This is a genomic window from Pseudomonas sp. zfem005 (assembly GCF_032621735.1).
Taxonomy (GTDB): domain Bacteria; phylum Pseudomonadota; class Gammaproteobacteria; order Pseudomonadales; family Pseudomonadaceae; genus Metapseudomonas; species Metapseudomonas solani.
Genome location: NZ_JAVYJE010000002.1, coordinates 548,372 through 569,779, shown reverse-complemented (window position 1 = coordinate 569,779; position 21,408 = coordinate 548,372). Strand labels below are relative to the sequence as shown.

Annotated in this window: 26 protein-coding genes; 9 read left to right on the top strand and 17 right to left on the bottom strand. The window is 67.0% G+C overall.

The features are described 5' to 3' along the window. The first annotated feature begins 44 nt into the window (after window positions 1-44). Together RTW82_RS06640 and RTW82_RS06635 are read left to right on the top strand one after the other, a co-directional pair. Window positions 45-974 carry an ornithine cyclodeaminase family protein gene (locus tag RTW82_RS06640; RefSeq protein WP_316924611.1) on the top strand — a complete coding sequence of 310 codons (930 nt, stop codon included), beginning with the start codon at window positions 45-47 and terminating at the stop codon, window positions 972-974. Between the two features lie 865 nt (window positions 975-1,839). Beyond that, window positions 1,840-2,604, top strand: a complete 765-nt coding sequence (locus tag RTW82_RS06635; RefSeq protein WP_213626527.1) for an SDR family oxidoreductase — start codon at window positions 1,840-1,842, stop codon at window positions 2,602-2,604. Here RTW82_RS06635 and RTW82_RS06630 read toward each other — a convergent pair. From RTW82_RS06630 to RTW82_RS06605, 6 genes are all read right to left on the bottom strand, one after another. Further along, window positions 2,582-3,493: a glycerophosphodiester phosphodiesterase gene (locus RTW82_RS06630; protein ID WP_173171443.1), complete on the bottom strand. Its 912-nt coding sequence runs from the start codon at window positions 3,491-3,493 to the stop codon at window positions 2,582-2,584. The genes RTW82_RS06635 and RTW82_RS06630 overlap by 23 nt on opposite strands. Before the next feature lie 186 nt (window positions 3,494-3,679). Next, window positions 3,680-4,252, bottom strand: coding sequence for a HupE/UreJ family protein (locus RTW82_RS06625; RefSeq protein WP_316924610.1), 573 nt, complete (start codon window positions 4,250-4,252; stop codon window positions 3,680-3,682). 22 nt (window positions 4,253-4,274) lie between these two features. After that, window positions 4,275-4,889 (bottom strand): urease accessory protein UreG, encoded by a 615-nt coding sequence (gene ureG / locus RTW82_RS06620; RefSeq protein WP_021222421.1) that lies wholly within the window; start codon window positions 4,887-4,889, stop codon window positions 4,275-4,277. A gap of 9 nt (window positions 4,890-4,898) precedes the next feature. Then, entirely contained in the window at window positions 4,899-5,573 is a 675-nt protein-coding gene (locus RTW82_RS06615; protein ID WP_316924609.1) for an urease accessory protein UreF, read from the bottom strand. Beyond that, window positions 5,570-6,070 carry an urease accessory protein UreE gene (gene ureE / locus RTW82_RS06610; protein WP_043243583.1) on the bottom strand — a complete coding sequence of 167 codons (501 nt, stop codon included), beginning with the start codon at window positions 6,068-6,070 and terminating at the stop codon, window positions 5,570-5,572. The genes RTW82_RS06615 and ureE overlap by 4 nt, the downstream gene beginning before the upstream one ends. Before the next feature lie 167 nt (window positions 6,071-6,237). Continuing rightward, complete coding sequence (locus RTW82_RS06605) at window positions 6,238-6,873, bottom strand: TetR family transcriptional regulator (protein WP_316924608.1); 636 nt, start codon at window positions 6,871-6,873, stop codon at window positions 6,238-6,240. Window positions 6,874-7,013: 140 nt separating this feature from the next. Between RTW82_RS06605 and RTW82_RS06600 the strand changes: the two genes are divergently transcribed. Both RTW82_RS06600 and RTW82_RS06595 read left to right on the top strand, forming a co-directional pair. Beyond that, entirely contained in the window at window positions 7,014-8,120 is a 1,107-nt protein-coding gene (locus RTW82_RS06600) for a ferredoxin reductase (RefSeq protein ID WP_316924607.1), read from the top strand. A 41-nt stretch (window positions 8,121-8,161) separates the two neighbouring features. Next, a complete protein-coding gene (locus RTW82_RS06595) occupies window positions 8,162-9,241 on the top strand; it encodes a fatty acid desaturase (protein WP_316924606.1) in 1,080 nt (359 codons plus the stop codon). 100 nt (window positions 9,242-9,341) lie between these two features. Here RTW82_RS06595 and RTW82_RS06590 read toward each other — a convergent pair whose 3' ends face one another. Beyond that, window positions 9,342-9,827, bottom strand: a complete 486-nt coding sequence (locus tag RTW82_RS06590) for a phage infection protein (protein ID WP_316924605.1) — start codon at window positions 9,825-9,827, stop codon at window positions 9,342-9,344. Window positions 9,828-10,248: 421 nt separating this feature from the next. Beyond that, window positions 10,249-10,803 carry a hypothetical protein gene (locus RTW82_RS06585; RefSeq protein ID WP_316924604.1) on the bottom strand — a complete coding sequence of 185 codons (555 nt, stop codon included), beginning with the start codon at window positions 10,801-10,803 and terminating at the stop codon, window positions 10,249-10,251. A gap of 319 nt (window positions 10,804-11,122) precedes the next feature. Between RTW82_RS06585 and RTW82_RS06580 the strand changes: the two genes are divergently transcribed. Next, entirely contained in the window at window positions 11,123-13,186 is a 2,064-nt protein-coding gene (locus RTW82_RS06580; RefSeq protein ID WP_316924603.1) for an AsmA family protein, read from the top strand. A gap of 252 nt (window positions 13,187-13,438) precedes the next feature. On the opposite strand, the gene RTW82_RS06575 is transcribed toward RTW82_RS06580, so the two are convergent. From RTW82_RS06575 to RTW82_RS06555, 5 genes are all read right to left on the bottom strand, one after another. After that, window positions 13,439-13,972 (bottom strand): bacterioferritin, encoded by a 534-nt coding sequence (locus RTW82_RS06575; RefSeq protein WP_021222412.1) that lies wholly within the window; start codon window positions 13,970-13,972, stop codon window positions 13,439-13,441. 125 nt (window positions 13,973-14,097) lie between these two features. After that, window positions 14,098-14,439, bottom strand: a complete 342-nt coding sequence (gene osmE, locus RTW82_RS06570; protein ID WP_316924602.1) for an osmotically-inducible lipoprotein OsmE — start codon at window positions 14,437-14,439, stop codon at window positions 14,098-14,100. Between the two features lie 153 nt (window positions 14,440-14,592). Further along, window positions 14,593-14,937: an osmotically-inducible lipoprotein OsmE gene (gene osmE, locus RTW82_RS06565; RefSeq protein ID WP_021222410.1), complete on the bottom strand. Its 345-nt coding sequence runs from the start codon at window positions 14,935-14,937 to the stop codon at window positions 14,593-14,595. Window positions 14,938-15,025: 88 nt separating this feature from the next. Beyond that, window positions 15,026-15,235, bottom strand: coding sequence for a hypothetical protein (locus RTW82_RS06560; RefSeq protein WP_021222409.1), 210 nt, complete (start codon window positions 15,233-15,235; stop codon window positions 15,026-15,028). Window positions 15,236-15,335: 100 nt separating this feature from the next. Then, the gene (locus RTW82_RS06555; protein ID WP_316924601.1) at window positions 15,336-16,601 is read right to left on the bottom strand and encodes an Hsp70 family protein; all 1,266 of its coding nucleotides are present in this window, start codon (window positions 16,599-16,601) and stop codon (window positions 15,336-15,338) included. A 147-nt stretch (window positions 16,602-16,748) separates the two neighbouring features. On the opposite strand from RTW82_RS06555, the gene RTW82_RS06550 reads away from it, so the two are divergent. Then, window positions 16,749-17,018: a PsiF family protein gene (locus RTW82_RS06550; protein ID WP_263404227.1), complete on the top strand. Its 270-nt coding sequence runs from the start codon at window positions 16,749-16,751 to the stop codon at window positions 17,016-17,018. A 2-nt stretch (window positions 17,019-17,020) separates the two neighbouring features. Here RTW82_RS06550 and RTW82_RS06545 read toward each other — a convergent pair whose 3' ends face one another. Then, window positions 17,021-17,458, bottom strand: coding sequence for a YqaA family protein (locus tag RTW82_RS06545; RefSeq protein ID WP_316924600.1), 438 nt, complete (start codon window positions 17,456-17,458; stop codon window positions 17,021-17,023). Window positions 17,459-17,635: 177 nt separating this feature from the next. On the opposite strand from RTW82_RS06545, the gene RTW82_RS06540 reads away from it, so the two are divergent. Together RTW82_RS06540 and RTW82_RS06535 are read left to right on the top strand one after the other, a co-directional pair. Beyond that, complete coding sequence (locus RTW82_RS06540; RefSeq protein ID WP_316924599.1) at window positions 17,636-18,505, top strand: oxaloacetate decarboxylase; 870 nt, start codon at window positions 17,636-17,638, stop codon at window positions 18,503-18,505. A gap of 104 nt (window positions 18,506-18,609) precedes the next feature. After that, window positions 18,610-18,876: a DksA/TraR family C4-type zinc finger protein gene (locus tag RTW82_RS06535; RefSeq protein ID WP_184492216.1), complete on the top strand. Its 267-nt coding sequence runs from the start codon at window positions 18,610-18,612 to the stop codon at window positions 18,874-18,876. Window positions 18,877-18,891: 15 nt separating this feature from the next. Here the strand turns inward: RTW82_RS06535 and RTW82_RS06530 are convergent, their stop codons facing one another. The 3 genes from RTW82_RS06530 to RTW82_RS06520 all read right to left on the bottom strand — a co-directional run bounded on the left by RTW82_RS06530 (window position 18,892) and on the right by RTW82_RS06520 (window position 20,377). Then, window positions 18,892-19,482: a hypothetical protein gene (locus RTW82_RS06530; protein WP_043243599.1), complete on the bottom strand. Its 591-nt coding sequence runs from the start codon at window positions 19,480-19,482 to the stop codon at window positions 18,892-18,894. A gap of 19 nt (window positions 19,483-19,501) precedes the next feature. After that, entirely contained in the window at window positions 19,502-19,915 is a 414-nt protein-coding gene (locus RTW82_RS06525; protein WP_021222401.1) for a DUF3592 domain-containing protein, read from the bottom strand. Window positions 19,916-20,026: 111 nt separating this feature from the next. Further along, a complete protein-coding gene (locus RTW82_RS06520) occupies window positions 20,027-20,377 on the bottom strand; it encodes a DUF805 domain-containing protein (protein WP_021222400.1) in 351 nt (116 codons plus the stop codon). A 365-nt stretch (window positions 20,378-20,742) separates the two neighbouring features. Between RTW82_RS06520 and RTW82_RS06515 the strand changes: the two genes are divergently transcribed. Then, window positions 20,743-21,270, top strand: coding sequence for an REP-associated tyrosine transposase (locus tag RTW82_RS06515; RefSeq protein ID WP_316924598.1), 528 nt, complete (start codon window positions 20,743-20,745; stop codon window positions 21,268-21,270). Window positions 21,271-21,408: the final 138 nt, after the last annotated feature.

Here is a 21,408-nt window from a genome sequence, read left to right as displayed (position 1 = left end):
TCAGGCTTACAGCTTCTGGCTTCCGGCTCATTCGGAGAATGTGAATGTCCCACCTACGTTTCTTCACCAACGCCGAGGTCGCCGGTGCCCTCGGTTATCCCGCCCTGATCGATGCGCTGCGGGTAGGCCTCGCCGAACCTTGCGCGGCGCCGATGCGGGGCTGTCATGAGCTGCCGGAGGGGGCGTCCCTGCTGACCATGCCGGTGTGGCAGGCGGGGCAGGGCGTCGGCGTCAAGCTGGTCACCGTGTTCCCCGGCAATGGCGCGCGGGGGCTGCCGTCGGTGGCGGCGTTGTTCACCCTGTTCGATGACGAGACCGGCCAGCCCCTGGCCGTGCTCGAAGCCTCGGAGCTTACCGCCCGCCGCACCGCCTGCACCTCGGCGCTGGCGGCCGCTCACCTGGTGCGCGAAGACGCCGAGCGCCTGCTGGTAGTGGGCAATGGCACCCTGGCCAGGCACATGGTCCGTGCCCATTGCCAGGTGCGTGATTACCGGCGTGTGGATATCTGGGGGCGTGACGCCGACAAGTCCGCCCGGCTGGTGGCGGCCCTGCGCGAAGAGGGCTACCCGGTGCAGGTCGGCGGCGACCTGCAAAGCTTGGTGCAGCAGGCCGACTCCATCAGTTGCGTCACCACCTCGCGCTCACCGCTGGTGCTGGGTGACTGGCTGCGTCCCGGGACCCACCTGGACCTGGTGGGCGCCTTCCTGCCGAGCATGCGCGAGACCGATTCCGCCGCCGTGGCCCGCGCGCGCATCGTCGTCGACACCCGCGAGGGAGCCCTGGAGGAAGCCGGCGACCTGCTCTTCGCCATCGCCGACGGCCTGCTCGACGAGGACGCGATCGGCACCGAGCTGCGCGAGCTTCTGCACGGCCGTGGCCACCGGCGTAACGCCGAGGAAATCACCCTGTTCAAGTCCGTGGGCTACGCCCTGGAAGACCTGGTGGCGGCACGCCTGCTGCTGGCTAGCGCCTGATCCAGGGGCTTTGTGGATGACGCTCTTTTCATCCACCAAACGGAGTTCGATCCCACTCCCACCTCACACCTGGATACGCCCTGTAGGAGCGAGCTCTGCTCGCGAAGCCTCTGGGCAGCGCTTTGTGCTGCCTGGGCGAATGAATTCGCCCCTACAGGTGCTGGGTGATGCGCTGGTTTCGGGGTGGGCATGGTGCCGTTGGGCCTCGCTGCGCTCGGCACCAGCCTACGAGGTTGGCGCGCGAGGTTGGTCGGCCATCGCGCCGTGAACCGAGCCGTGCCACTCACAAAATCTGTGGAGCGAACTGTGGAAAAGGTGTGGGCAGGTGGCTGCCAGGCCGGACCGGCGGTTGTCCGGGTGGTCTGGTCGAGATTCGTACAGTCATGCTTTTTTCAAGCGGAACAGTTACTTGCCAATGCCCCTTGAAGTGCCCTCGCAGTTATCCCCACGAGCTGTGGATAACTCTGTGGGCAAGCTCTGGAGTCCTGGCCAGGCGCCAGTATCGCCAGGGGCTGGCGCGGTCTGGTCGAAAATCGGCCATTCCCGTCCGGGGCGCTGGCCTGCAAGCGGCGCAGCTGCTGGGTTTGAGAAAAACAGGAAAAGCCTGCGCAGGCGTCCGCGCCATGCCCGGGCTTGTCCCCGATAACTGTGGATCAAGCTGTTATCGAGCTGTGGATAAGCTGGGTATGGATGGCCCGGATGCAGGCCTGGCAAGGGCTCTGCCGAACGGTGCGGCACGCGTCCGGCAACCGGCGCCCGGGCTAGGAGAGAGAGGCAGGTTTCTGGCACTGTGGACGCCTTCCTGCCCAACCGGCCGGGCGACGCCTGAAGGGCGTGCCGCCGCCATCGATTCGAGGAGATTCCCATGACGTCCACCCTGTTCATCACCGGCGCCACTTCCGGCTTCGGCGAGGCCTGCGCCCGGCGTTTCGCCGAGGCGGGCTGGTCGCTGGTGATCACCGGCCGCCGCGAGGAGCGCCTGAAGGCGCTGGCCGAGGAGCTTGGCGAGAAGGTCGAGGTGCTGCCGCTGGTGGTCGACGTGCGTGACCGCGCGGCGATGGAGGCGGCCATCGGTGGCCTGCCGGAGCGCTTCGGCACCTTGCGTGGCCTGATCAACAACGCCGGCCTGGCCCTGGGCACCGACCCGGCGCCCAAGTGCAGCCTGGATGACTGGGACACCATGGTCGACACCAACATCAAGGGCCTGCTCTACACCACGCGCCTGCTGCTGCCGAAGCTGATCGCCCACGGGCGCGGCGCCGGCATCGTCAACCTGGGGTCCATCGCCGGCAGCTACCCCTATCCGGGCAGCCACGTGTATGGCGGCACCAAGGCCTTCGTCCGGCAGTTCTCGCTGAACCTGCGCAACGACCTGGTCGGCACCGGCGTGCGCGTCACCGACATCGAGCCGGGACTGTGCGAGAGCGAGTTCTCCCTGGTGCGCTTCGGTGGTGACCAGGCCAAGTACGACGCGACCTACGCCGGCGCCGAGCCGATCCAGCCGCAGGACATCGCCGAGACCATCTTCTGGGTGCTGAACCAGCCGGCGCACATCAACATCAACACCCTGGAGCTGATGCCCGTGAGCCAGACCTGGGCCGGCTTCGCTATTGATCGTTCAGCGAAGTGATGCGGGTGGATCGCCCCAGCAGTTGCAGGGCGCGATCCGGATAGTCGGTGATCAGGCCGTGCGCGCCCATGTCCAGCAGGTGGCGCATGGCCGGTTGCTCGTTGATGGTCCACATCTGCACGTTGAGGCCGCGGTCGATGGCGGTGGCCAGCAGGCTCGGCGTGGCCACCTCCAGGCCGCTGCTGCGCTCGGGGATCTGCAGCGCCTGGTAGGAGGGTGACAGCAGGCGGCCGAGGCCCAGCCAGTTCAGCGCCACCAGCAGTTTCACCGAGCCCGGGCTGGCCGATGTGGCCACGTCCGGGCACTGGTCGCGGAAGCGTTTCAGGCTGCGCTCGTAGAAGCTGCCGACTATCACCTTGTCGCGCTGCTTCGCCTCCGTCAGCGCCTCGCAGAGGCGATCCTCCAGGCCCACGTCGGGCACCTTGATCTCGATGACCTTGGCCTGCTCCGGGAAGGCCTGCAGCACCGCGTCCAGGGTCGGGATGCGGATGCCCTGGCCGCGATACGGGTGGTTCTCATCGCCGTCGGCGGTCCAGTGGTAGCCGGCATCCAGCGCCTGGGCGCGTTCCAGGGTCAGCCCGGCGATGGGGCCGCTGCCATCGGTGGTGCGGTCCACGTCGGCGTCATGCAGGACGACCACCTTGCCGTCGGCGGTCAGGCGGATGTCCATCTCCAGCATGTCCACGCCCAGGGCACTGGCGCGCTCGAAGGCGAACAGCGTGTTTTCCGGCCACAGCCCGCGCCCGCCCCGGTGGGCGATCACCAGCGGCTTGTCGCCCAGCGCCTGGATCACCGCCGGTGGCGACGCCGGTTTGCTGGTGAGGACGAGGACCACCAGGGCGATGGCGACCAGCAGCAGGGGGACGAGCAGGAAACGGGCGAAGCGCATGGCGATATTCCGAGGAAGAGGGACGGGCGTGCCGAATCAGACGCGAGGACTATGACAAAAGCGTGACGCCAAGGCGATGCCCGCCGCTGCGCTTTCGTGCGGGTGGAGTCTTCGAGGGGAGCAGCGATGGGCGACCGGCCAGGGGAGGATGGGGGAGCCCCTGGCCGTCCGGTGCAACGCAGGGATTCAGCCCGCCAGCAGCCAGGCGCCGGCCACGGCGGAGGCGCCGCCGGCGATGCGTACCAGCGGGGCGGCGGCTTGCGGCAGCGCGCGCACCAGGCCGTAGCCGGCGGCGTGCAGGGCGGCGGTGGCGGCGACGAAGCCGGCGGCGTAGCCCCAGGGGCTGGACAGCTCGGGCAGCTCCAGGCCGTGGGCGACACCGTGGGCCAGGGCGAACAGGGCGGTCAGGCTGACGGCGACGAACATCGGCGGGCGCACGGCCACGGCCACCAGCAGGCCGAGGGCGAGCACCGAGGCGGCGATGCCGGTTTCCATGAAGGGCAGTTGCAGGCCTTCGAAGCCCAGCAGGCCGCCGAGCAACATGGTGCCAACGAAGGTCACCGGCAGCGCCCAGCGCGCGGCGCCCTGCTGCTGCGCGGCCCAGAGGCCCACGGCGAGCATGGCCAGCAGGTGGTCGAGGCCGGTGATGGGGTGGGCGACGCCGGCCATCAGGCCCGAGGAATCATGCCCGGGGTGGGCGAACGCCAGCGCCGGGGTGAGGAACAGGGCAAGGGCGTAGAGGGCTTTGCGAAGGGTCATGTGTGGCTCCTTGTTGTGCGGGTCAGGCAGCGCCGAGCAGGCCCTGCTTCTCGATGAAGGCGATGATCTCGTCGAGACCCTGGCCGACCTTCTGGTTGCTGAAGACGAAGGGCTTGTCGCCGCGCATTTTGCGGGCGTCGCGGTCCATCACCTCGAGGGAGGCGCCGACCATGGGTGCCAGGTCGACCTTGTTGATCACCAGCAGGTCGGATTTGCAGATGCCCGGGCCGCCCTTGCGCGGCAGCTTGTCGCCGGCGGAGACGTCGATCACGTAGAGGGTCAGGTCCGACAGCTCCGGGCTGAAGGTGGCGGAGAGATTGTCACCACCGGACTCGACGATGATCAGCTCCAGGCCGGGGAAGCGGCGGTTGAGCTGGTCGACAGCTTCGAGGTTGATCGAGGCGTCTTCGCGGATGGCCGTGTGGGGGCAGCCACCGGTTTCCACGCCGATGATGCGCTCGGGGTCCAGGGCCTCGTTGCGCACCAGGAACTGGGCGTCTTCCTGGGTGTAGATGTCGTTGGTCACCACGGCCAGGTTGTAGCGGTCGCGCAGGGCGCGGCAGAGGGCCAGGGTGAGGGCGGTCTTGCCGGAACCGACGGGGCCGCCGATGCCGACGCGCAGGGGTTGGCTGTGCATGTTGCTCTCCTAGGAACGGAACAGACGGCTGTACTGGCGCTCGTGCGCCATGCTCGCCAGGGCCAGGCCGAAGGCGGCGCTGCCCCACTGGTTTTCGGGAATCTCGCTGGCCGTCTCCTGCGCCTTCTGCAGGGCCGGCAACAAGCTGGACGTCAGGCGCTGGGCGGCTTGCTGGCCCAGCGGCAGGGTTTTCATCAGCACCGCCAGCTGGTTTTCCAGCCAGCCCCAGAGCCAGGCGGCGAGGGCGTCCTGCGGGGTGATGCTCCAGGCGCGGGCGGCCAGGGCCCAGGCCACGCCGAGCACCGGTTCGTCGAGGGCCGCGAGGGCATTGCGGCCGGCTTCGTCCAGCTCGGGCAGGCCTTCGAGCAACTGCTGCAACGAGTAGCCCATCTGCCGGTTTTCCAGCTGCAGTTCGCGGGTTTCACGGCTGGCGCGCTGGCAGCCGCCCAGTTGCGCGAGGCCGGCCCAGTCTTCCTCGGCGGCGGCTTCGCAAAGCGCCAGCAGCAGCGGGGCTTCGAAGCGGGCGAGGTTGAGACGCAGCTGGTCGGTGATCCAGCGTTCGGCGCTCGGTGCGTCATGCACCTGGCCCTGGTCCACCGCCAGCTCCAGCCCTTGGGAGTAGCTGTAGCCACCGATGGGCAGTTGCGGGCTGGCCAGGCGCAGCAGTTGCCAGGCGTTGTTCACGTACGCACTCCGAACTGGTGCAGGCGCGGGGCATAGTTGAAGTCGGCGTCGCCGTGGTGGGAGTGGTGGTGGCCGCCGCCGTACGCACCGTGCTCGGGCTGGAAGCCGGCTTCGATGCGTTCGACCTGGGCGCCGAGCTGTTCGAGCATGGCCAGCAGCACGTAGTCGTCCAGCAGGCGCAGCCAGCCGTCACCGATCTGCAGGGCGACATGGCGGTTGCCCAGGTGGTAGGCGGCGCGGGTCAGTTCGAAGGCATTGGCGCAGGTGACGTGGAGCAGCGCCTCGGGGCGGGCGCACACCCGCACCACGCGGCCGTCCTGGGCCAGCAGGCAGTCGCCATCGCGCAGGGGCGGTTGGCCGCGCTCGAGGAACAGGCCGACGTCTTCACCCTTGACGCTGAAGCAGCGCAGGCGGCTCTTGCTGCGCGCCTCATAGGTGAGCAGCAGTTCTTCGTCCCAGCGCGTGCGGGCTTCGGTTCTTTCCTGGATGACCAGCATGGGGTGGTTCCGGCAGTGTGCAATGCCGGTGCTAGAGCAAGGTGCTTGCCAAGACGCCCCAGAGCCCCGCAGCGCGGGCTCTGGGGCAGGGGCTGCCTGTTATCGGGGCGTGGTTCTGCGTTGTCCTGGTGCGCGCTGTTCCGTTTTGGTGCGCGCTGTCGGCTCGGTCAGCTTTTCGCCTTGCCGAGGCCCTGCCAGTGCTTGCCGCCGACCATGATGAAGCGCAGCTGCTGGATCATTTTCACCTCGGGGGTGAGGTGCGTGGGCAGGCCCTGGGCGGGCGGATCGATGAGCTCGGGCAGGGTGGCGAACACCGTCTTCACCACCAGGTCGGAAACCACGTCCAGCGCCGGGTCGTCCAGGTGCGGCATGCGGTTGATCAGCTTGAGGTCGGCGGCGAGGTCATCGGTGATGCGCTCGCGCAGTGCGGCGATGGCCTGCCGCACCGGTTGCGAGCCGCCGTACTGCTCGCGGGCGAGGAACAGGAACTGGCCGCGATTGGCCTTCACCGCGTCGAGGAAGATGCGCACCGAGGCGTCGATGATCCCGCCCATCTCGAACTCGTTGTGGCGGACCACGCGGATGGTGTCGCGGAAGGTTTCGCCCACCTCGCTGACCAGAGCCAGGCCGAGCTGGTCCATGTCGGCGAAGTGACGGTAGAAGCCGGTGGGCACGATGCCGGCGGTGCGGGCGACTTCGCGCAGGCTCAGGCTGCCGAACCCGCGGCCGCTGTCCATCAGCAGGCGCGCTGCATCCATCAGGGCCTGGCGGGTCTGCTGTTTCTGTTCCGAGCGTGGGGTCATGGAGCCGGTTCGCGGGGGTGTGGGTGCGCCGCACTCTAGCAAATGCCCCCTGCCGGCGCGAACCGCTTTCAGTGAACAGTTGTTGACTGAGCGCGGGGTGCTCATGCAGGCTAGTGCACAAGTGTTCACTGGTATTGTCGATGCCCCTCATTCCCCTGTCCCTCGCCCGCCACCTGGCGCCCGGCCTGAAGCCCTTGCGGGTGCTCGCCGAGCGTGCCTGGCTGCGTGAAGCCGAGGTCGATTTCTTCCTGGCCCGCGTGCACCCGTTGCTGCGTCTCAACCGGGTCTTCGCCCGCCTGGAGGCGCGCCATTGGGTCGCGGACGACATGCTGGCGTTGACCTTTCGCGTCAACGGCAATGCCCGGGGCTGGCGCCCCGGTCAGCATGTGCAACTGCACCAGACCCTCGATGGCGTACGCCTGGGGCGCAGCTACAGCCTGACCGCCGTGCACGGCGATGGCCGCGTGGAGCTGGCGATCAAGCGCCAGCCCGGCGGGCGCCTGTCCAACCGACTGCTGGACTTCCTCGAGGTCGGCTCGCAGGTCGAGATGGGCCAGGCCGAGGGCGAGCTGCGCTGGCCTCACGGGCCCGACGGCGTGCTGCTGCTGGCGGCTGGTAGCGGTCTCACGCCGCTGCTGGGCTTGCTGCGCGAGGCCCTGGCGCAAGGGTTCGCGGCGCCGGTGACGCTGCTGCACTACGTGCGGCAGCGCGGCCAGCGGGCGTTCGCCGAGGAGCTCCAGGCCCTGGCGCGTCGCCATCCGAATTTCAGCGTGCGTTGGGCGATAAGCGGCGAGCCGCCGGCGGCCGACGAGGTGGCCGGGCGATTCCAGGTGGACCATGTGCAGCACATCGACGCCAGCGACCTGCTGGCCTGTGGGCCCCACGGCTTCGTCTCCCGGGTGCGCCAATGGTGGCAGGCCGAACCCCGGCGGGGCGCTTTGCAACTGGAGGCCTTCAGTGCGCCGACGGTGAACCCGGATGAACCCGCGCGCCAGGTGCGCCTGGGCTTCGCCCGCTCGCGCAGCGAGATGCAGGGTGACAGCCGCTACAACCTGCTGGAACAGGCCGAGGCCCATGGCTTGCGCCCGGCCCACGGTTGCCGCCAGGGCGTGTGCACCAGCTGCACCTGCAAGCTGGTCAGTGGCACGGTGCGTGACTTGCGAACCGGCGCGCTGTCCGCCGAACCGGGCCAGCCGATCCGCCTGTGCGTCAGCGCGCCCCAGGGCGACCTGGTGCTCGACCTCTGAACCGGCGTCATGCCGACAACGCCTCCACGAGCGAGAACGAGATGCGTATCGACCGAGAACTGGGCCCTGAAGAGCTGCGGGCCTTCGCCGCCGAGCTGGACGCCCTGCGCCAGCGCACCCTGGACGACCTGGGAGAGGCGGACGCCCGCTACATCCGCCGCATCCGTGCCGTGACCCGCGCCTGTTGCTGGGCCGGCCGGCTGCTGTTGCTGCTCGGCTGGTTCCCACCCACCTGGCTGCTGGGCAGCGCCCTGCTGGGGCTGGGCAAGATCCTCGAGAACATGGAACTGGGCCACAACGTGATGCACGGCCAGTACGACTGGATGAACGACCCGGAATTCTCCGGGCAGCGCTACGAGTGGGACATCGTCGGGCCGGGGGATTTCTGGCGGCACACCCACAACCACATCCATCACACCTACACCAATGTGCTGGGCCGCGACGACGATGTCGGCTATGGCCTGGTGCGGCTGTTTCCCGAGCAGCGCTGGAAGCCCTTCTACCGCTGGCAGCCGTTGTGGGTGACCTTGCAGGCGCTGCTCTTCCAGTTTTCCGTGGCGGTGCAGCACCTGCGCCTGGACCAGTACTTCAAGGGCCGCATGAGCCGCGATGAGCTGCGCCCGCGCCTGCGCCAGTTCAATGCCAAGGTGCTGCGCCAGCTGGTCAAGGACTACCTGTTCTTCCCCCTGGTCGCGCTGGCGCTGGGTGCCAACGCCTGGGCGGTGGTGGCGGGCAATGCCCTGGCCAACCTGATCCGCAACCTGTGGACCTTCACCGTGATCTTCTGCGGCCACTTCACCGAGCAGGCCGTGGTGTTCCCCCCCGAGGTGCTGGAAGGCGAGACCCGAGGCCAGTGGTACCTGCGCCAGCTGCGCGGCTCCAGCAACCTCGCCGGCGGGCCGCTGCTGCATATCCTCACCGGCAATCTCAGCCACCAGATCGAGCACCACCTGTTCCCCGACCTGCCGGCGCGTCGCTATGCCGCCCTGTCGCGGGAGGTGAGGGAGATAGCCCGGCGTTACGGCCAGGTCTACAACAGCGGCCGGCTCTCGGCGCAGTTCGCCACCGTGCTCAAGCGCATCTGGATCTACCGTTCGCCACCGGCGGCCGTCCCGGCCTGACCCCAGAAATGCGAAAGCCCGGCGTGTGCCGGGCTTTCAGTCTGTGGAGGAGTGCCGATCGGGCGGCGTGCAGGTTTTCGCCTCAGTGAGCGACCCCACCTCAAACGGCGCGGAAGCCAGAGGTACGGTCGGAACCGCCTTCAGCGACGCGGAAGCCCGGGGTGCGATCAGCGCCGTCTTCGGCAACGCGGAAGCCCGGGGTACGTTCGGCGCCACCTTCGGCGACACGATTCAGGGTGCGTTCGGCACCGCCTTCAGCGACGCGGAAACCCGGGGTGCGATCGGAACCGTCTTCAGCAACGCGGAAGCCAGGGGTGCGATCAGCGCCGTCTTCGGCAACACGGAAGCCGGGAGTACGTTCGGCGCCACCTTCGGCGACACGGTTCAGGGTGCGTTCGGCACCGCCTTCAGCAACGCGCAGGCCGGGGGTGCGATCGGAGCCGTTTTCGGCAACCGGCTCGACGACCTGGATGAAGCCGCTGTTGTCGCGGGATTCGCCCAGAACCGGTTGCGGCTCGGAGGGCAGGGCAAAGGCGGTGGCGGAAAGGCTGGTCAGGAACAGGGCGGCAATGGCATGGGCTTTCATGATCTGTGGCTCCTCGTGGGGGGCTGGTAAGTGACTACGGAGCCAATGTTACGGAGCCCCCGGAAAGCCCAGAAGTGAAGGCGGGCGATAGTGAGCATCGATCTCTTTAATGGTTGAGTTTTCCATTCAAGATCAATGGGTTGAAGGTGTTTTTGGCGCTTCTCCCCAGGCCTGGAACAGGCTTTGCGGGCTTCTTATCGATGGCGGTGATGCGGGCCGTGGCAGTCGGTGAGTGATGGGCGCGCGCGTGTCGGGTTGCACCCGACCTACAGGTTCCGGTTACCGATGACGGGGGCGTAGGGCGGGTGAAACCCGCGTGTGTATCAGGGCAGGGCGTGCCAGGTTGGCGGCGGGGGAATGGCGGGCAATAAAAAGCCCGGCCGGTGCCGGGCTTTGACTGCAAGGTGAAGCAGGGGTGCTGTCAGACCACGCCGTGGGCTTGCAGCAGACGGTCGGAGCCACCTTCGGCAACGCGGTTCAGGGTGCGTTCGGCGCCGCCTTCAGCGACACGGAAAGCCGGGGTGCGTTCGGCGCCACCTTCGGCGACACGGTTCAGGGTGCGTTCGGCACCGCCTTCAGCAACGCGGAAGCCAGGGGTGCGTTCAGCGCCGCCTTCGGCGACACGGAAGCCAGGAGTGCGTTCAGCGCCGCCTTCGGCGACACGGAAGCCAGGAGTGCGTTCGGCACCGCCTTCAGCGACACGGAAGCCAGGGGTACGTTCGGCGCCGCCTTCAGCGACACGGAAGCCAGGGGTACGTTCAGCGCCGCCTTCAGCGACACGGAAGCCAGGGGTACGTTCGGCGCCACCTTCGGCAACACGGTTCAGGGTGCGCTCTGCACCGCCCTCGGCGACGCGGTCGATGACCATGTAGGCGCCTTCGCCTTCAGCGACCAGCGGATAGGAAACAGCGGATTGGACGACCGGGATGGCGAACAGGCCGGTGAGGAACAGGGTGGCGAGGGCTTGGGTTTTCATGTCGGTATCTCCTGGGTTGTGGGGGGTAGCAAGTGGCTACGGGGCCCATGTTACGGACGGCCAGGCGATTAAAAAGTGATCACTCGCGATAGTCGGCATCGACGCCGGTGATGATTGGAAAAGCGCTTTCGAATCAATCGTTTGCTTGTTTCCATGGCGCTTCCTGAGGGGGCCTTGGGCGGTTTAAGCTGCGCGCCCCGGTGAATTTCCGCCTGTATTTACCGGAGTCATCCGCCGCGTTTGCCAGTCGATAGATCAACAAGCCTCGTGTATCGAACCCGCCTCAGGGGCCCGATGCCGCCATAAGAAGGAGAAGTGCATGTCGCGTGGACGCAGGATCCTCGCCTGGACCACCGCCAGCCTGGTGCTGCTGTTGGCCGCGCTGGTGGTGTTCGTCGCCACCTTCGATTGGAACCGCATCAAGCCGACGCTCAATGCCCGGGTTTCCGAAACCCTGGGCCGCCCCTTCGCCATCAATGGTGACCTCAGCGTGAAGTGGCAGCGCGAGCCGGAGGAGGAGGGCCTGCGCGCCTGGGTGCCCTGGCCCCACGTTAAGGCCGAGGACCTGACCCTGGGCAACCCCGAATGGGCCAAGGAGCAGCAGTTCGTCACCCTCGCGCGCGTGGAGGCGAGCCTGTCGCCGCTGCCGTTGCTGTGGAAGACCGTGACCATCCCGCGCATCGACCTCACCGAGCCGCGCGCCGACCTCAAGCGCCGCGCCGACGGCAGCAACAACTGGACCTTCGATAAGCTCGCCAGCACCCCCGAGCAGGCCGACGAGAAACCCTCCGCCTGGACCCTGGACATCGGCGCCATCGGTTTCGACAAGGGCCAGGTGAAGGTGGACGACCAGCCCACGCAGACGCGCCTGGAAGTGCTGGTGGACCCGCTGGGCAAGCCGATCCCCTTCAGCGACATCGTTGGCGAGAAGGCCGCCGGCAAGGCGGCGGAGCAGGGCGACGCGCCCCAGGACTACGCCTTCGGCTGGAAGGTCAAGGGCAGCTACAAGGGCCAGGCGCTGGATGGCAGCGGCAAGATCGGCGGGCTGCTGGCGCTCCAGGACGCGCGCAAGCCCTTCCCCCTGCAGGCCGACCTGCGCATCGGTGCCACCCGCATCGCCCTGGCCGGTACCCTCACCGACCCGACGCACCTGGGCGCCCTGGACCTGCGCCTGAAGCTGGCCGGCAACAGCCTGGGCAACCTCTACCCGCTGACCGGCGTGACCCTGCCCGATACGCCGGCCTATTCCACAGATGGCCGCCTGGTGGCGCAGCTGCAGGACCCGGCGGGCCCACAGTTCCATTACCAGGGCTTCAACGGTGCCATTGGCGACAGCGACATCCATGGCGACCTGCACTTCGTCGCCCGCCAGCCCCGGCCCAAGCTGTCCGGTGCGCTGACCTCCAACCAGCTGCGCTTCGCCGACCTGGCGCCGCTGATCGGTGCCGACTCCAATGCCGAGAAGAAGGAGCGCGGCGTGGCCAGCAAGCAGCCGGCGGACAAGGTGCTCCCGGTGGAGGAGTTCCGCACCGAGCGCTGGCGGCAGATGGATGCCGACGTGCGCTTCACCGGCAAGCGCATCGTCCACAGCGACAAGCTGCCCTTCAATGACCTCGACACCCACGTGGTGCTCAACGACGGCAAGCTGAGCCTGGAGCCCCTGCGCTTCGGCATGGCCGGCGGCAGCCTGGACTCCACCATCCGCCTGGATGGCAGCAGCGTGCCCCTGCAGGGCAGTGCCCGGCTCAGCGCGCGGCACTTCAAGCTCAAGCAGCTGTTCCCCACCTTCGAGCCCATGCGCACCAGCTTCGGCGAGCTCAATGGTGACGCCGACCTGGCGGGCACCGGCAACTCGGTAGCGGCTTTGCTGGGCAGCGCCAACGGCAACCTCAAGCTGTTGATCAACGACGGTGCGGTGAGCCGTGGGCTGATGGAGATCGCCGGGCTCAACGTGGGCAACTACCTGGTGGGCAAGCTGTTCGGCGACGACGAGGTGAAGATCAACTGCGCCGCTGCCGACCTCAAGCTGACCAAGGGCCTGGTGACGCCACGGGTGTTCATCTTCGATACCGAGAACGCGCTGATCCAGATCGACGGTTCGGCCAACCTCGCCAGCGAGCGCCTGGACATGACCGTCACCCCGGAATCCAAGGGCGTGCGCATTTTCTCCCTGCGCTCGCCGCTCTATGTGCGCGGCACCTTCAAGAAGCCGGATGCAGGAGTCAAGGCGGTGCCGCTGATCGCCCGTGGCGCCGGCATGGTGGTGCTGGGCGCCGTGGTGGCCCCGGCCGCCGGGCTGCTGGCCCTGGTCGCGCCGAGCGGCGGAGGCGATGTCACCAACACCTGCACGCCGCTGCTGGAGAAGATGCGCAAGGCCAATTGAAGCCGCGCTCCGGTGCGGGTTGGGAATTCACGTAGGTTGGCGCCGAGCGTAGCGAGGCCCAACGCGGGTTGTCTGGCATCGCTGCGTTGGGTTTCGTGCCTCTACCCAACCTACGGGAGGCGCGTGCGCGGAATAGCGGATGCTCGTGACTCCCGGACTGAAGCCCGGGCTACCCGGTTGCGAAGTTAGTGCGCGGGCTGGCGGGGTGCCCGTGACCCGGGCTGAAGCCCGGGCGACGGGGTGGGGGAGGGGTTACTTCAGGTCGGCGAGGATATCGGCCATGTCGTCGGCGTGTTCTTCCTCCTGCTCGAGGATTTCTTCGAACAGGCGGCGGGTGGTCGGGTCCTTGTCGCCGAGGTACTGGATGATCTCGCGATAGCTGTCGACGGCGATGCGCTCGGCGATCAGGTCTTCGGTGACCATCTCGCGCAGGTTTTCTCCGGCGACGTATTGGGCATGGGAGCGGGCTTCCAGGCCGGCGGGGTTGAAGTCCGGTTCGCCACCCAGTTGCACGATGCGTTCGGCCAGGCGGTCGGCATGCTGCTGTTCCTGCTGGGCGTGTTCGAGGAATTCGCTGGCAGCGATGCTCGCCTTGAGCCCGGTGGCCATGTAGTAGTGGCGCTTGTAGCGCAGGTAGCAGACCAGCTCGGTGGCCAGCGACTCGTTGAGCAGGCGCAGCACGGTGGCGCGGTCAGCGTGGTAGCCCTCGGTCACGGCGCCGTCCAGCACGTTCTGCCGGGCGCGCTGACGCAGGGTGTTCACATCGGTCAGTTGCACATCACTCATCAGGGTTCTCCTTGGCTAATCAGGCCCGGGTGCCTGGCTCTGGCGGCCGGTGGCGTCGTGGGCCCTACCTGGGATGTGAGTGATACGCAGCGGGAAAAGTTTAGGAAATCTGCGCGGCCGGGGCGTCAGTCCAGGCGATCGCGCTCGACGTTTTCGCGCTGCCTGCAGGTCATGAAGCCCATGTGCTGGACACGGCCACTGGCGCCGAAGCTGACGTGGTAGGCCTGCTGGTGGCCCTCGTGATTGAGGATGTAGTTGTTGCAGGAGCCGGGGTGCACGCTGCGCTGGACGATGGAGGAGGGGCGCCCGCCGATGGCCTGTACCTGCTCCTTGGCCATGCCTTCTTCCACCTGCCGCACCAGGGGTTCGTTGCGGTAGGTGATGTAGTCGGTGGGGTTCTCGATCTTGCTGGCGCAACCGGACACCGAGCCCAGAGCGGCCGCGAGCAGGAGCGCGCGCTTGAACATGCTGATGGTCCTCGATGATCCGCTGTAAATAACAGCGCTTGGACATCAGCGAGGCGTGCCGGTTCGCTATTTATTTGCGCCGGGGCTGTGCGTGGGTTGGCAATTCTGGCATTTGGCCACTGCGGCGCCCGGTGATCCGGGCGCCGCAACGGATCAGATCTTCGCCGCCTCGGCTTCGTGTTTCTGCCATTGCTCGCAGGTCATGAAGCCCTTGCTGTCGACTCGGCCGGCATCGCTGAAGCTGACGTAGTAGGGCTGCTGGTGGCCCTCCTTGTTCAGCACGTAGTTGTTGCAGGTGCCGGGGTGCACGGTGCGCTGGATTTCAGTGGAAGGCGGGCCGCCGATGGTCAGCACCTGGTCCTTGGTCATGCCGTCCTCGACCTTTTCCACCAGGGGTTCATGGCGGTAGGTGACGTAGTCGGTGGGGTTCTCGAACTTGGTGCTGCAACCGGCTACCGATGCCAGCACGAACACTGCCGCGAGCGTTTCCTTGTACATGGTGGTTTTCCTCGTAGTGGCCGTTGAAGCCGTCACGACTTCTGAGTGGCGAATGGCCAGACGAGTTCGAAGAATTTGTCGCCCCGGGCTACTGGGCGGCCTTCTCGGCATCCTGCAGGCGCTGCTGGTTGACGGCGTTGGCCTGGTCGATCTGCTGCTTGAGCTGGTCCATCTGCTGCTGGGCCTGCTGCGCCTGCTCGGCTTGCAGCTTGGCCTGGGCCGCACCGGTGGCGGCGGTTTCGCCGAGGCCGCAGCCGGCGAGCAGGAGGAAGGGGAGGCAGGTCAGCAGGCGTTTCATGGCGGGGCTCCGCAGGTGGGCGATGCCGGCGAAGGTAATCCAGCGGCGGGGTCGCCGCCAGGGGCGCCGCACGAACGTCGTGGGGCGCCCGACGCCCGGCTCAGCCGTAGCGTTTGCGCGCCTCGATGGCCAGGCCGCTGCCGATGCTGCCGAAGGTGTTGCCTTCGACATGGCGGGCATTGGGCAGCAGGGCGGCGACGCTGTCACGCAGGGCGGGGATGCCGCTGGAGCCGCCGGTGAAGAACACCGTGTCCACCTGTTCCACGCCGATGCCGGCATCGGCCAGCAGGCGTGTGACGCTGTCACGGATGCGCTGCAGCAACGGCTCGATGGCGTCTTCGAACAGGTGGCGGGTCAGTTCCACGCGCAGGCCCGGCTCGATGCGTTCGAGGTCGATCACGCGGTGACGCGCTTCGGTCAGCTCGATCTTGCTGTCTTCCACCTGCATCGCCAGCCAGTGCCCGGCGCGTTGCTCGATCAGGCGGAACAGGCGGTCGATGCCGCGGGTGTCGACGATGTCGTAGCGCATGTTCTTCAGCGACAGCTGCGACTTCTGCGCATAGACGGCGTTGATGGTGTGCCAGGTGGCGAGGTTGAGGTGGTAGCTGGTGGGCATGAGGGCATCGCTCTTCATGCGGCTGCCGTAGCCGAACTGCGGCATCACGCCTTGCAGGCTGAGCTGCTTGTCGAAGTCGGTACCGCCCACGTGCACGCCGCCGGTGGCGAGGATGTCGCCCTGGCGGTCGGCCACGTCGCGACGCTCGGGGGACAGGCGCACCAGGGAGAAGTCGGACGTCCCCCCGCCGATGTCGACGATCAGCACCAGCTCTTCGCGCTCGATGCTGCGCTCGTAGTCGAAGGCGGCGGCGATGGGTTCGAACTGGAAGGAGACGTCCTTGAAGCCGAGCTTGTTGGCCACGGCCACCAGGGTCGCCTGGGCTTCCTGGTCGGCGGCCGGGTCGTCGTCGACGAAGAACACCGGGCGGCCCAGCACCACCTGGTCGAACTCATGGCCTGCGAGCGCCTCGGCGCGCTTCTTCAGCTCGCCGATGAACAGGCCCAGCAGGTCCTTGAAGGGCATGGCGCTGCCCAGGACGGTGGTCTCGCTCTTCAGCAGCGTGGAGCCCAGCAGGCTCTTCAGTGAGCGCATCAGGCGGCCTTCGTAGCCTTCAAGGTATTCGTGCAGGGCCAGGCGGCCATAGACCGGTCGGCGTTCTTCGATGTTGAAGAAGATCACCGAGGGCAGGGTGATCTTGCCGTCTTCCAGTGCGATCAGCGGCTCCACGTCCGGGCGCCACCAGCCGACGGTGGAGTTGGAGGTGCCGAAGTCGATGTCCAGGGCACGGGCTGCGGTGAGATTGCTCATGGCGCGAGAAGTCCGGTGGAAAAAACGGCCGCGCAGTGTACGCGAGCCGAAGGCGCTTTGCTCAGGCGGCGAGGCGCAGTTCGTCGCAGTGGCTAGACTCCAGCTGACGCTTCGTCATCCCCCCATGGACCACCCGGGAGACCGCCCATGAAGTCGATCCGCCTGCCCCTGCTCGTACTCGCGCTGCTGGCCGCCAGCCAGGGTTTCGCCGCGACCCAGCAGGAGAAGATGAAGAGCTGCAACGCCGACGCCACGGCCCAGGAACTCAAGGGCGACACGCGCAAGGCCTTCATGAGCAACTGCCTCAAGGCCACCCAGCAGGAGAAGATGATCAGCTGCAACAAGACCGCCAGCGAAAAGGCCCTCAAGGGCGACGAGCGCAAGGCCTTCCTCAGCGACTGCCTGAAGAAGAAATAGCCTCAGGCCAGGCCCAGGGTCAGCGCCGCCACCGCCAGGTAGCGGCCGGCCTTGGCCAGGGTCACCAGCAGCAGGAACACCCAGGGCGACTCGCGCATCAGCCCGGCCACCAGGGTCAGCGGGTCGCCGATCACCGGCAGCCACGACAGCAACAGGGTCCAGCGCCCGTAGCGGCGATAAGTGGCCTGCGCCCGCTCGATGGCGGATTCGGACACGGGAAACCACTTCTTGTGGCGGAAGTCCGCCAGGAACCGGCCGAGCACCCAGTTCACCAGGGAGCCGAGCACGTTGCCCAGCGTCGCCACCAGTAGCAACGCCCACACCGGCTGGCCACCCGCGAGCAGCAGCCCGGCCAGCACCGCTTCCGATTGCAGCGGCAGCAGGGTGGCGGCGCCGAAGGCGACAAGAAAGAGGCTCAGGTAGGGAATGAGTTCCAGCACGTGCGGCTGCTCCGACATGGACCGACAGCGGGGCGAGGTGCCGCGCAAAGCGAATTGAAAGAATGATCCCTTAGAATGACGCCACCCGTCTGCCCGACGGACCGGTCGATGTGACCAGGGGTGCGATACTTGCATCCTTCTCCTCGATCAACCTTGCATGCAGTCTGGATGTTCCCAATGAGAAGAGCTTCCCACCATGAATTGCGCACGGCCTTTCGTGCGCTGTTGAACTCGAAGACCTGCTATCACACCGCGTCCGTCTTCGACCCCATGTCCGCCCGCATCGCCGCCGACCTCGGCTTCGAAGTCGGCATCCTCGGTGGCTCGGTCGCCTCGCTGCAGGTACTGGCCGCCCCCGACTTCGCGCTGATCACCCTCAGCGAGTTCGTCGAGCAGGCCGTGCGTATCGGTCGCGTCAGCCGCCTGCCGGTGATCGCCGACGCCGACCACGGCTACGGCAACGCACTGAACGTGATGCGCACCGTGGTCGAGCTGGAGCGTGCCGGCATCGCCGCGCTGACCATCGAGGACACGCTGCTGCCGGCCCAGTTCGGGCGCAAGTCCACCGACCTGATCAGCGTCGAGGAAGGCGTCGGCAAGATTCGCGCGGCCCTGGAAGCCCGCGTCGACCCGGACCTGGCGATCATCGCCCGGACCCACGCCGGCGTGCTGACCACCGAGGAAGTGATCACCCGCACCAAGGCCTACCAGGCCGCCGGCGCCGATGGCATCTGCATGGTCGGCGTCACCGACTTCGAGCACCTGGAAACCATTGCCTCGCACCTCAGCGTGCCGCTGATGCTGGTCACCTATGGCAACCCGCAACTGCGTGACAACCAGCGCCTGGCCGACCTTGGCGTGCGCATCGTGGTCAACGGCCATGCGGCCTACTTCGCCGCCATCAAGGCCACCTACGACTGCCTGCGCGAGCAGCGCCAGATCGACTCCGCCGCCTCCGAGCTGAGCGCCACCGAGCTGACCCACAAGTACACCCTGCCCGAGGACTACATCATCTGGGCGCGGGAATACATGGACGTGAAGGAATAGCCCGGAACGACCTCCACTTGTCGCCCACCGGCCCGCGGCCTTGCAAAAGGCCGCCCGCCGCCCCCATAACCTTCCTGTGAGCGGAATGAGATCGGGAGGTCGACATGGCCAGTGGTTGGGCGGGAGACGGTGCCGTACAGGAACAGATCGACAGCACCATCGAAGACGCCATCCAGCGGGCGCGCAGCCAGCTGCCCAAGGGCGAGAGCCTGACGCACTGCGAAGAATGCGACGCCATCATCCCCCAGGCACGGCGCGAAGCCGTACCGGGCGTGCGCCTGTGCATCACCTGCCAGAGCGAGCACGACCGCGAGCAGTCCAGCCACGCGGGCTATAACCGCCGGGGCAGCAAGGACAGCCAGTTGCGCTGAGGCGTTAGACGCGGATCAGAACAGCGCGCCGATATAGACCGCACCGCCGGCACCGGCCTGGATGCCCAGGTTGGCGCCACCCATCAGCAGGGCGCCGCGCGCCGACTGCATCAGTTGGCGGGTCAGCATCGGCGAGACGGTGAGGCTGGTCACCGGGCTGGCGTTCATCAGCATCACCGCGGCCAGCAGCTTGGCATCGAGGCCGAACAGCATGGCCGTGCCGGATACGCCGACGGCGACGCCTGCGCCGATCTCCACGTACATGCAGGGCCCGGTGATGTCGTCACGGGTGAGGTCGCGGTCCACCAGGTCGTCGGCGACGAAGACCGCGCCGTCACTGGGGAAGGCTTCCGCCGCACCGGCACCGCCGATGCTCTTGCCCTTGATCTTGATATCCACCTTGCCGAAGCGCGGCAGCTTGGCGCCGAAGCCCACGCCGGCACCGAGGCCGCCATAGCGCAGGGCGACGTTCTCCCCCGAGGGCGAACGCAAGGTGATGGAGCCGCCACCGCCGGCGACGAAGGCGACCGTCAGGCCACCGCCACTGGCGGTGACATAGCCCCAGCGGCTCGGGTTGACGGGCAGGGGGATGGGCATTTTGGGCATTGCGGCTTCCTTGTGCGGCTCAGGCGATGTCGTAGCGGGGACGCCTGAAGAGGGTCATCAATCCGGTGACCGTGAAGATGGAGCCCAGCAGGCCGAGGAAGGCCGAGGTGCCCCAGAGAGCGCCGAAGTCATCGACCACGGCCGAGGTGGCCGGAGCGTCGGCCTGGTAGTGCACCTTCACCGGCATGCCGACCTGGTAGCCGTAGATCCAGCCCCCTTGGGGGTAGGAGATGCGCGTACCGGTGCCGTCGGTGAATTCGATTTCCGGGTGGGAGCCGCCGGCATTGAGCGCGACGACGCTGCCGTCTGCCTCCAGGGCCGACTGCAGGAATCCCACGCGGGAAGAGGTCTGTATGGCCATCGCAGCGAGCAGCGCGATGCCGATCAGGGCGAAGAGACCGCCCTTGAGGCGGGGAAGCGGGGTATCGGACATCCTGTGGCGTTCCTGATCATCCGTGGGCATGGCCGGGGGAACTCCCGGCCACTGCGCTGGGACAGGCGTCTGTCCCTGAGGTTCCCGTCAGGGCGACGGGAACCTGACCCATCAGGCCTTGGGGTTGGGGCCGTAGGCGTTGGTCTCCGGCACGCTGTCCTGAACCAGCAGGAACAGCAGGTACAGGCCGCCGAGGATCGGAACCAGGGCGATCAGCATCCACCAGCCGCTCTTGCCGATGTCGTGCAGGCGACGCGCGGTGACGCCCAGGGCCGGCAGCAGCACGGCGAGGCTGTACAGGTTCGCCAGCAGGGCCAGGTTCTCGTTGATCATGCCCAGGACCACGGACAGCACGACGGAGATCACGACGTTCACCAGGGTGAACATCCAGTACTCCTTGCGACGAGCGCGGCCGTTAAAGTCGAAGTAATGCTGCTTGATGCACTTCAAATACCATTCCATAACAAACTCCCTTTATTTGGCCGCGCTGAGCGGCACTCTCGTCTTCGTGGCAAGGCTTTGTCCTACACCGACGGTGTAGCTGGCTGACTATAGCGTTTCGTAACAAGGCATTGCGTGGGGGAGTTCACGACACGGCAAATTGCCATCGAGTCAATTCTGGTGGGGGTTACCCCCACTCCGGCACCCCATGTAGGTTGGCGCCGAGCGCAGCGAGGCCCAACGCAGCGATGCCTGGATGCGCTTCAGTGCCCGGCCGAAACCTCCGGTCCGACAGGCGGCATTAACCTTTCCTCCACGTTGCAAGGCTCCGGTTTTGATGGGCGCTCCCTAGACTGGCGATCTCTTCACTGTTCCAGGGACTGGACATGCGCTATCGCCGCAGCTTCGTGCCCGGTGGCACGTATTTCTTCACCGTCAATCTCGCCGATCGTTCCAGCGGGTTGCTGACTCGGCACATCGACCTGCTTCGCCTGGCCGTCAGGCAGGTGAGGGCTCGGCATCCCTTCGAGATTCCCGCGATGGTGGTGCTGCCCGACCACCTGCATGCCATCTGGAGCCTGCCTGAGGGCGATGCTGATTTTTCCCTTCGTTGGGCGCAGATCAAGGGCAGCTTTTCCCGATGGGTGCCTGAGCGGGGTTGGGTGAATCGCTCTCGGCGCGACAAGCGTGAGCGTGGCATCTGGCAGCGGCGCTTCTGGGAACACCAGATACGTGATGAGCAGGACCTCGCCAGGCATGTCGACTACATCCACATCAACCCGGTGAAGCACGGCCATGTGAGACGTGCGGTCGATTGGCCGTACTCGTCCATTCATCGCTTCATCCGGGATGGTCGGCTCCCGGCCGATTGGGCCTGCGACCCGCTGGACGGGCAATTTGGTGAAACTACCTAGCGACCGTTTGCACGGACCGTAGGTTGGCGCCGAGCGCAGCGAGGCCCAACGGAGCGGCGTTCGGGTCCGCTGCGTTGGGCTTCGTACCTCAACCCAACCTACGGTGTGCCGCGGTGTACTCGTAGGTTGGTGCCGAGC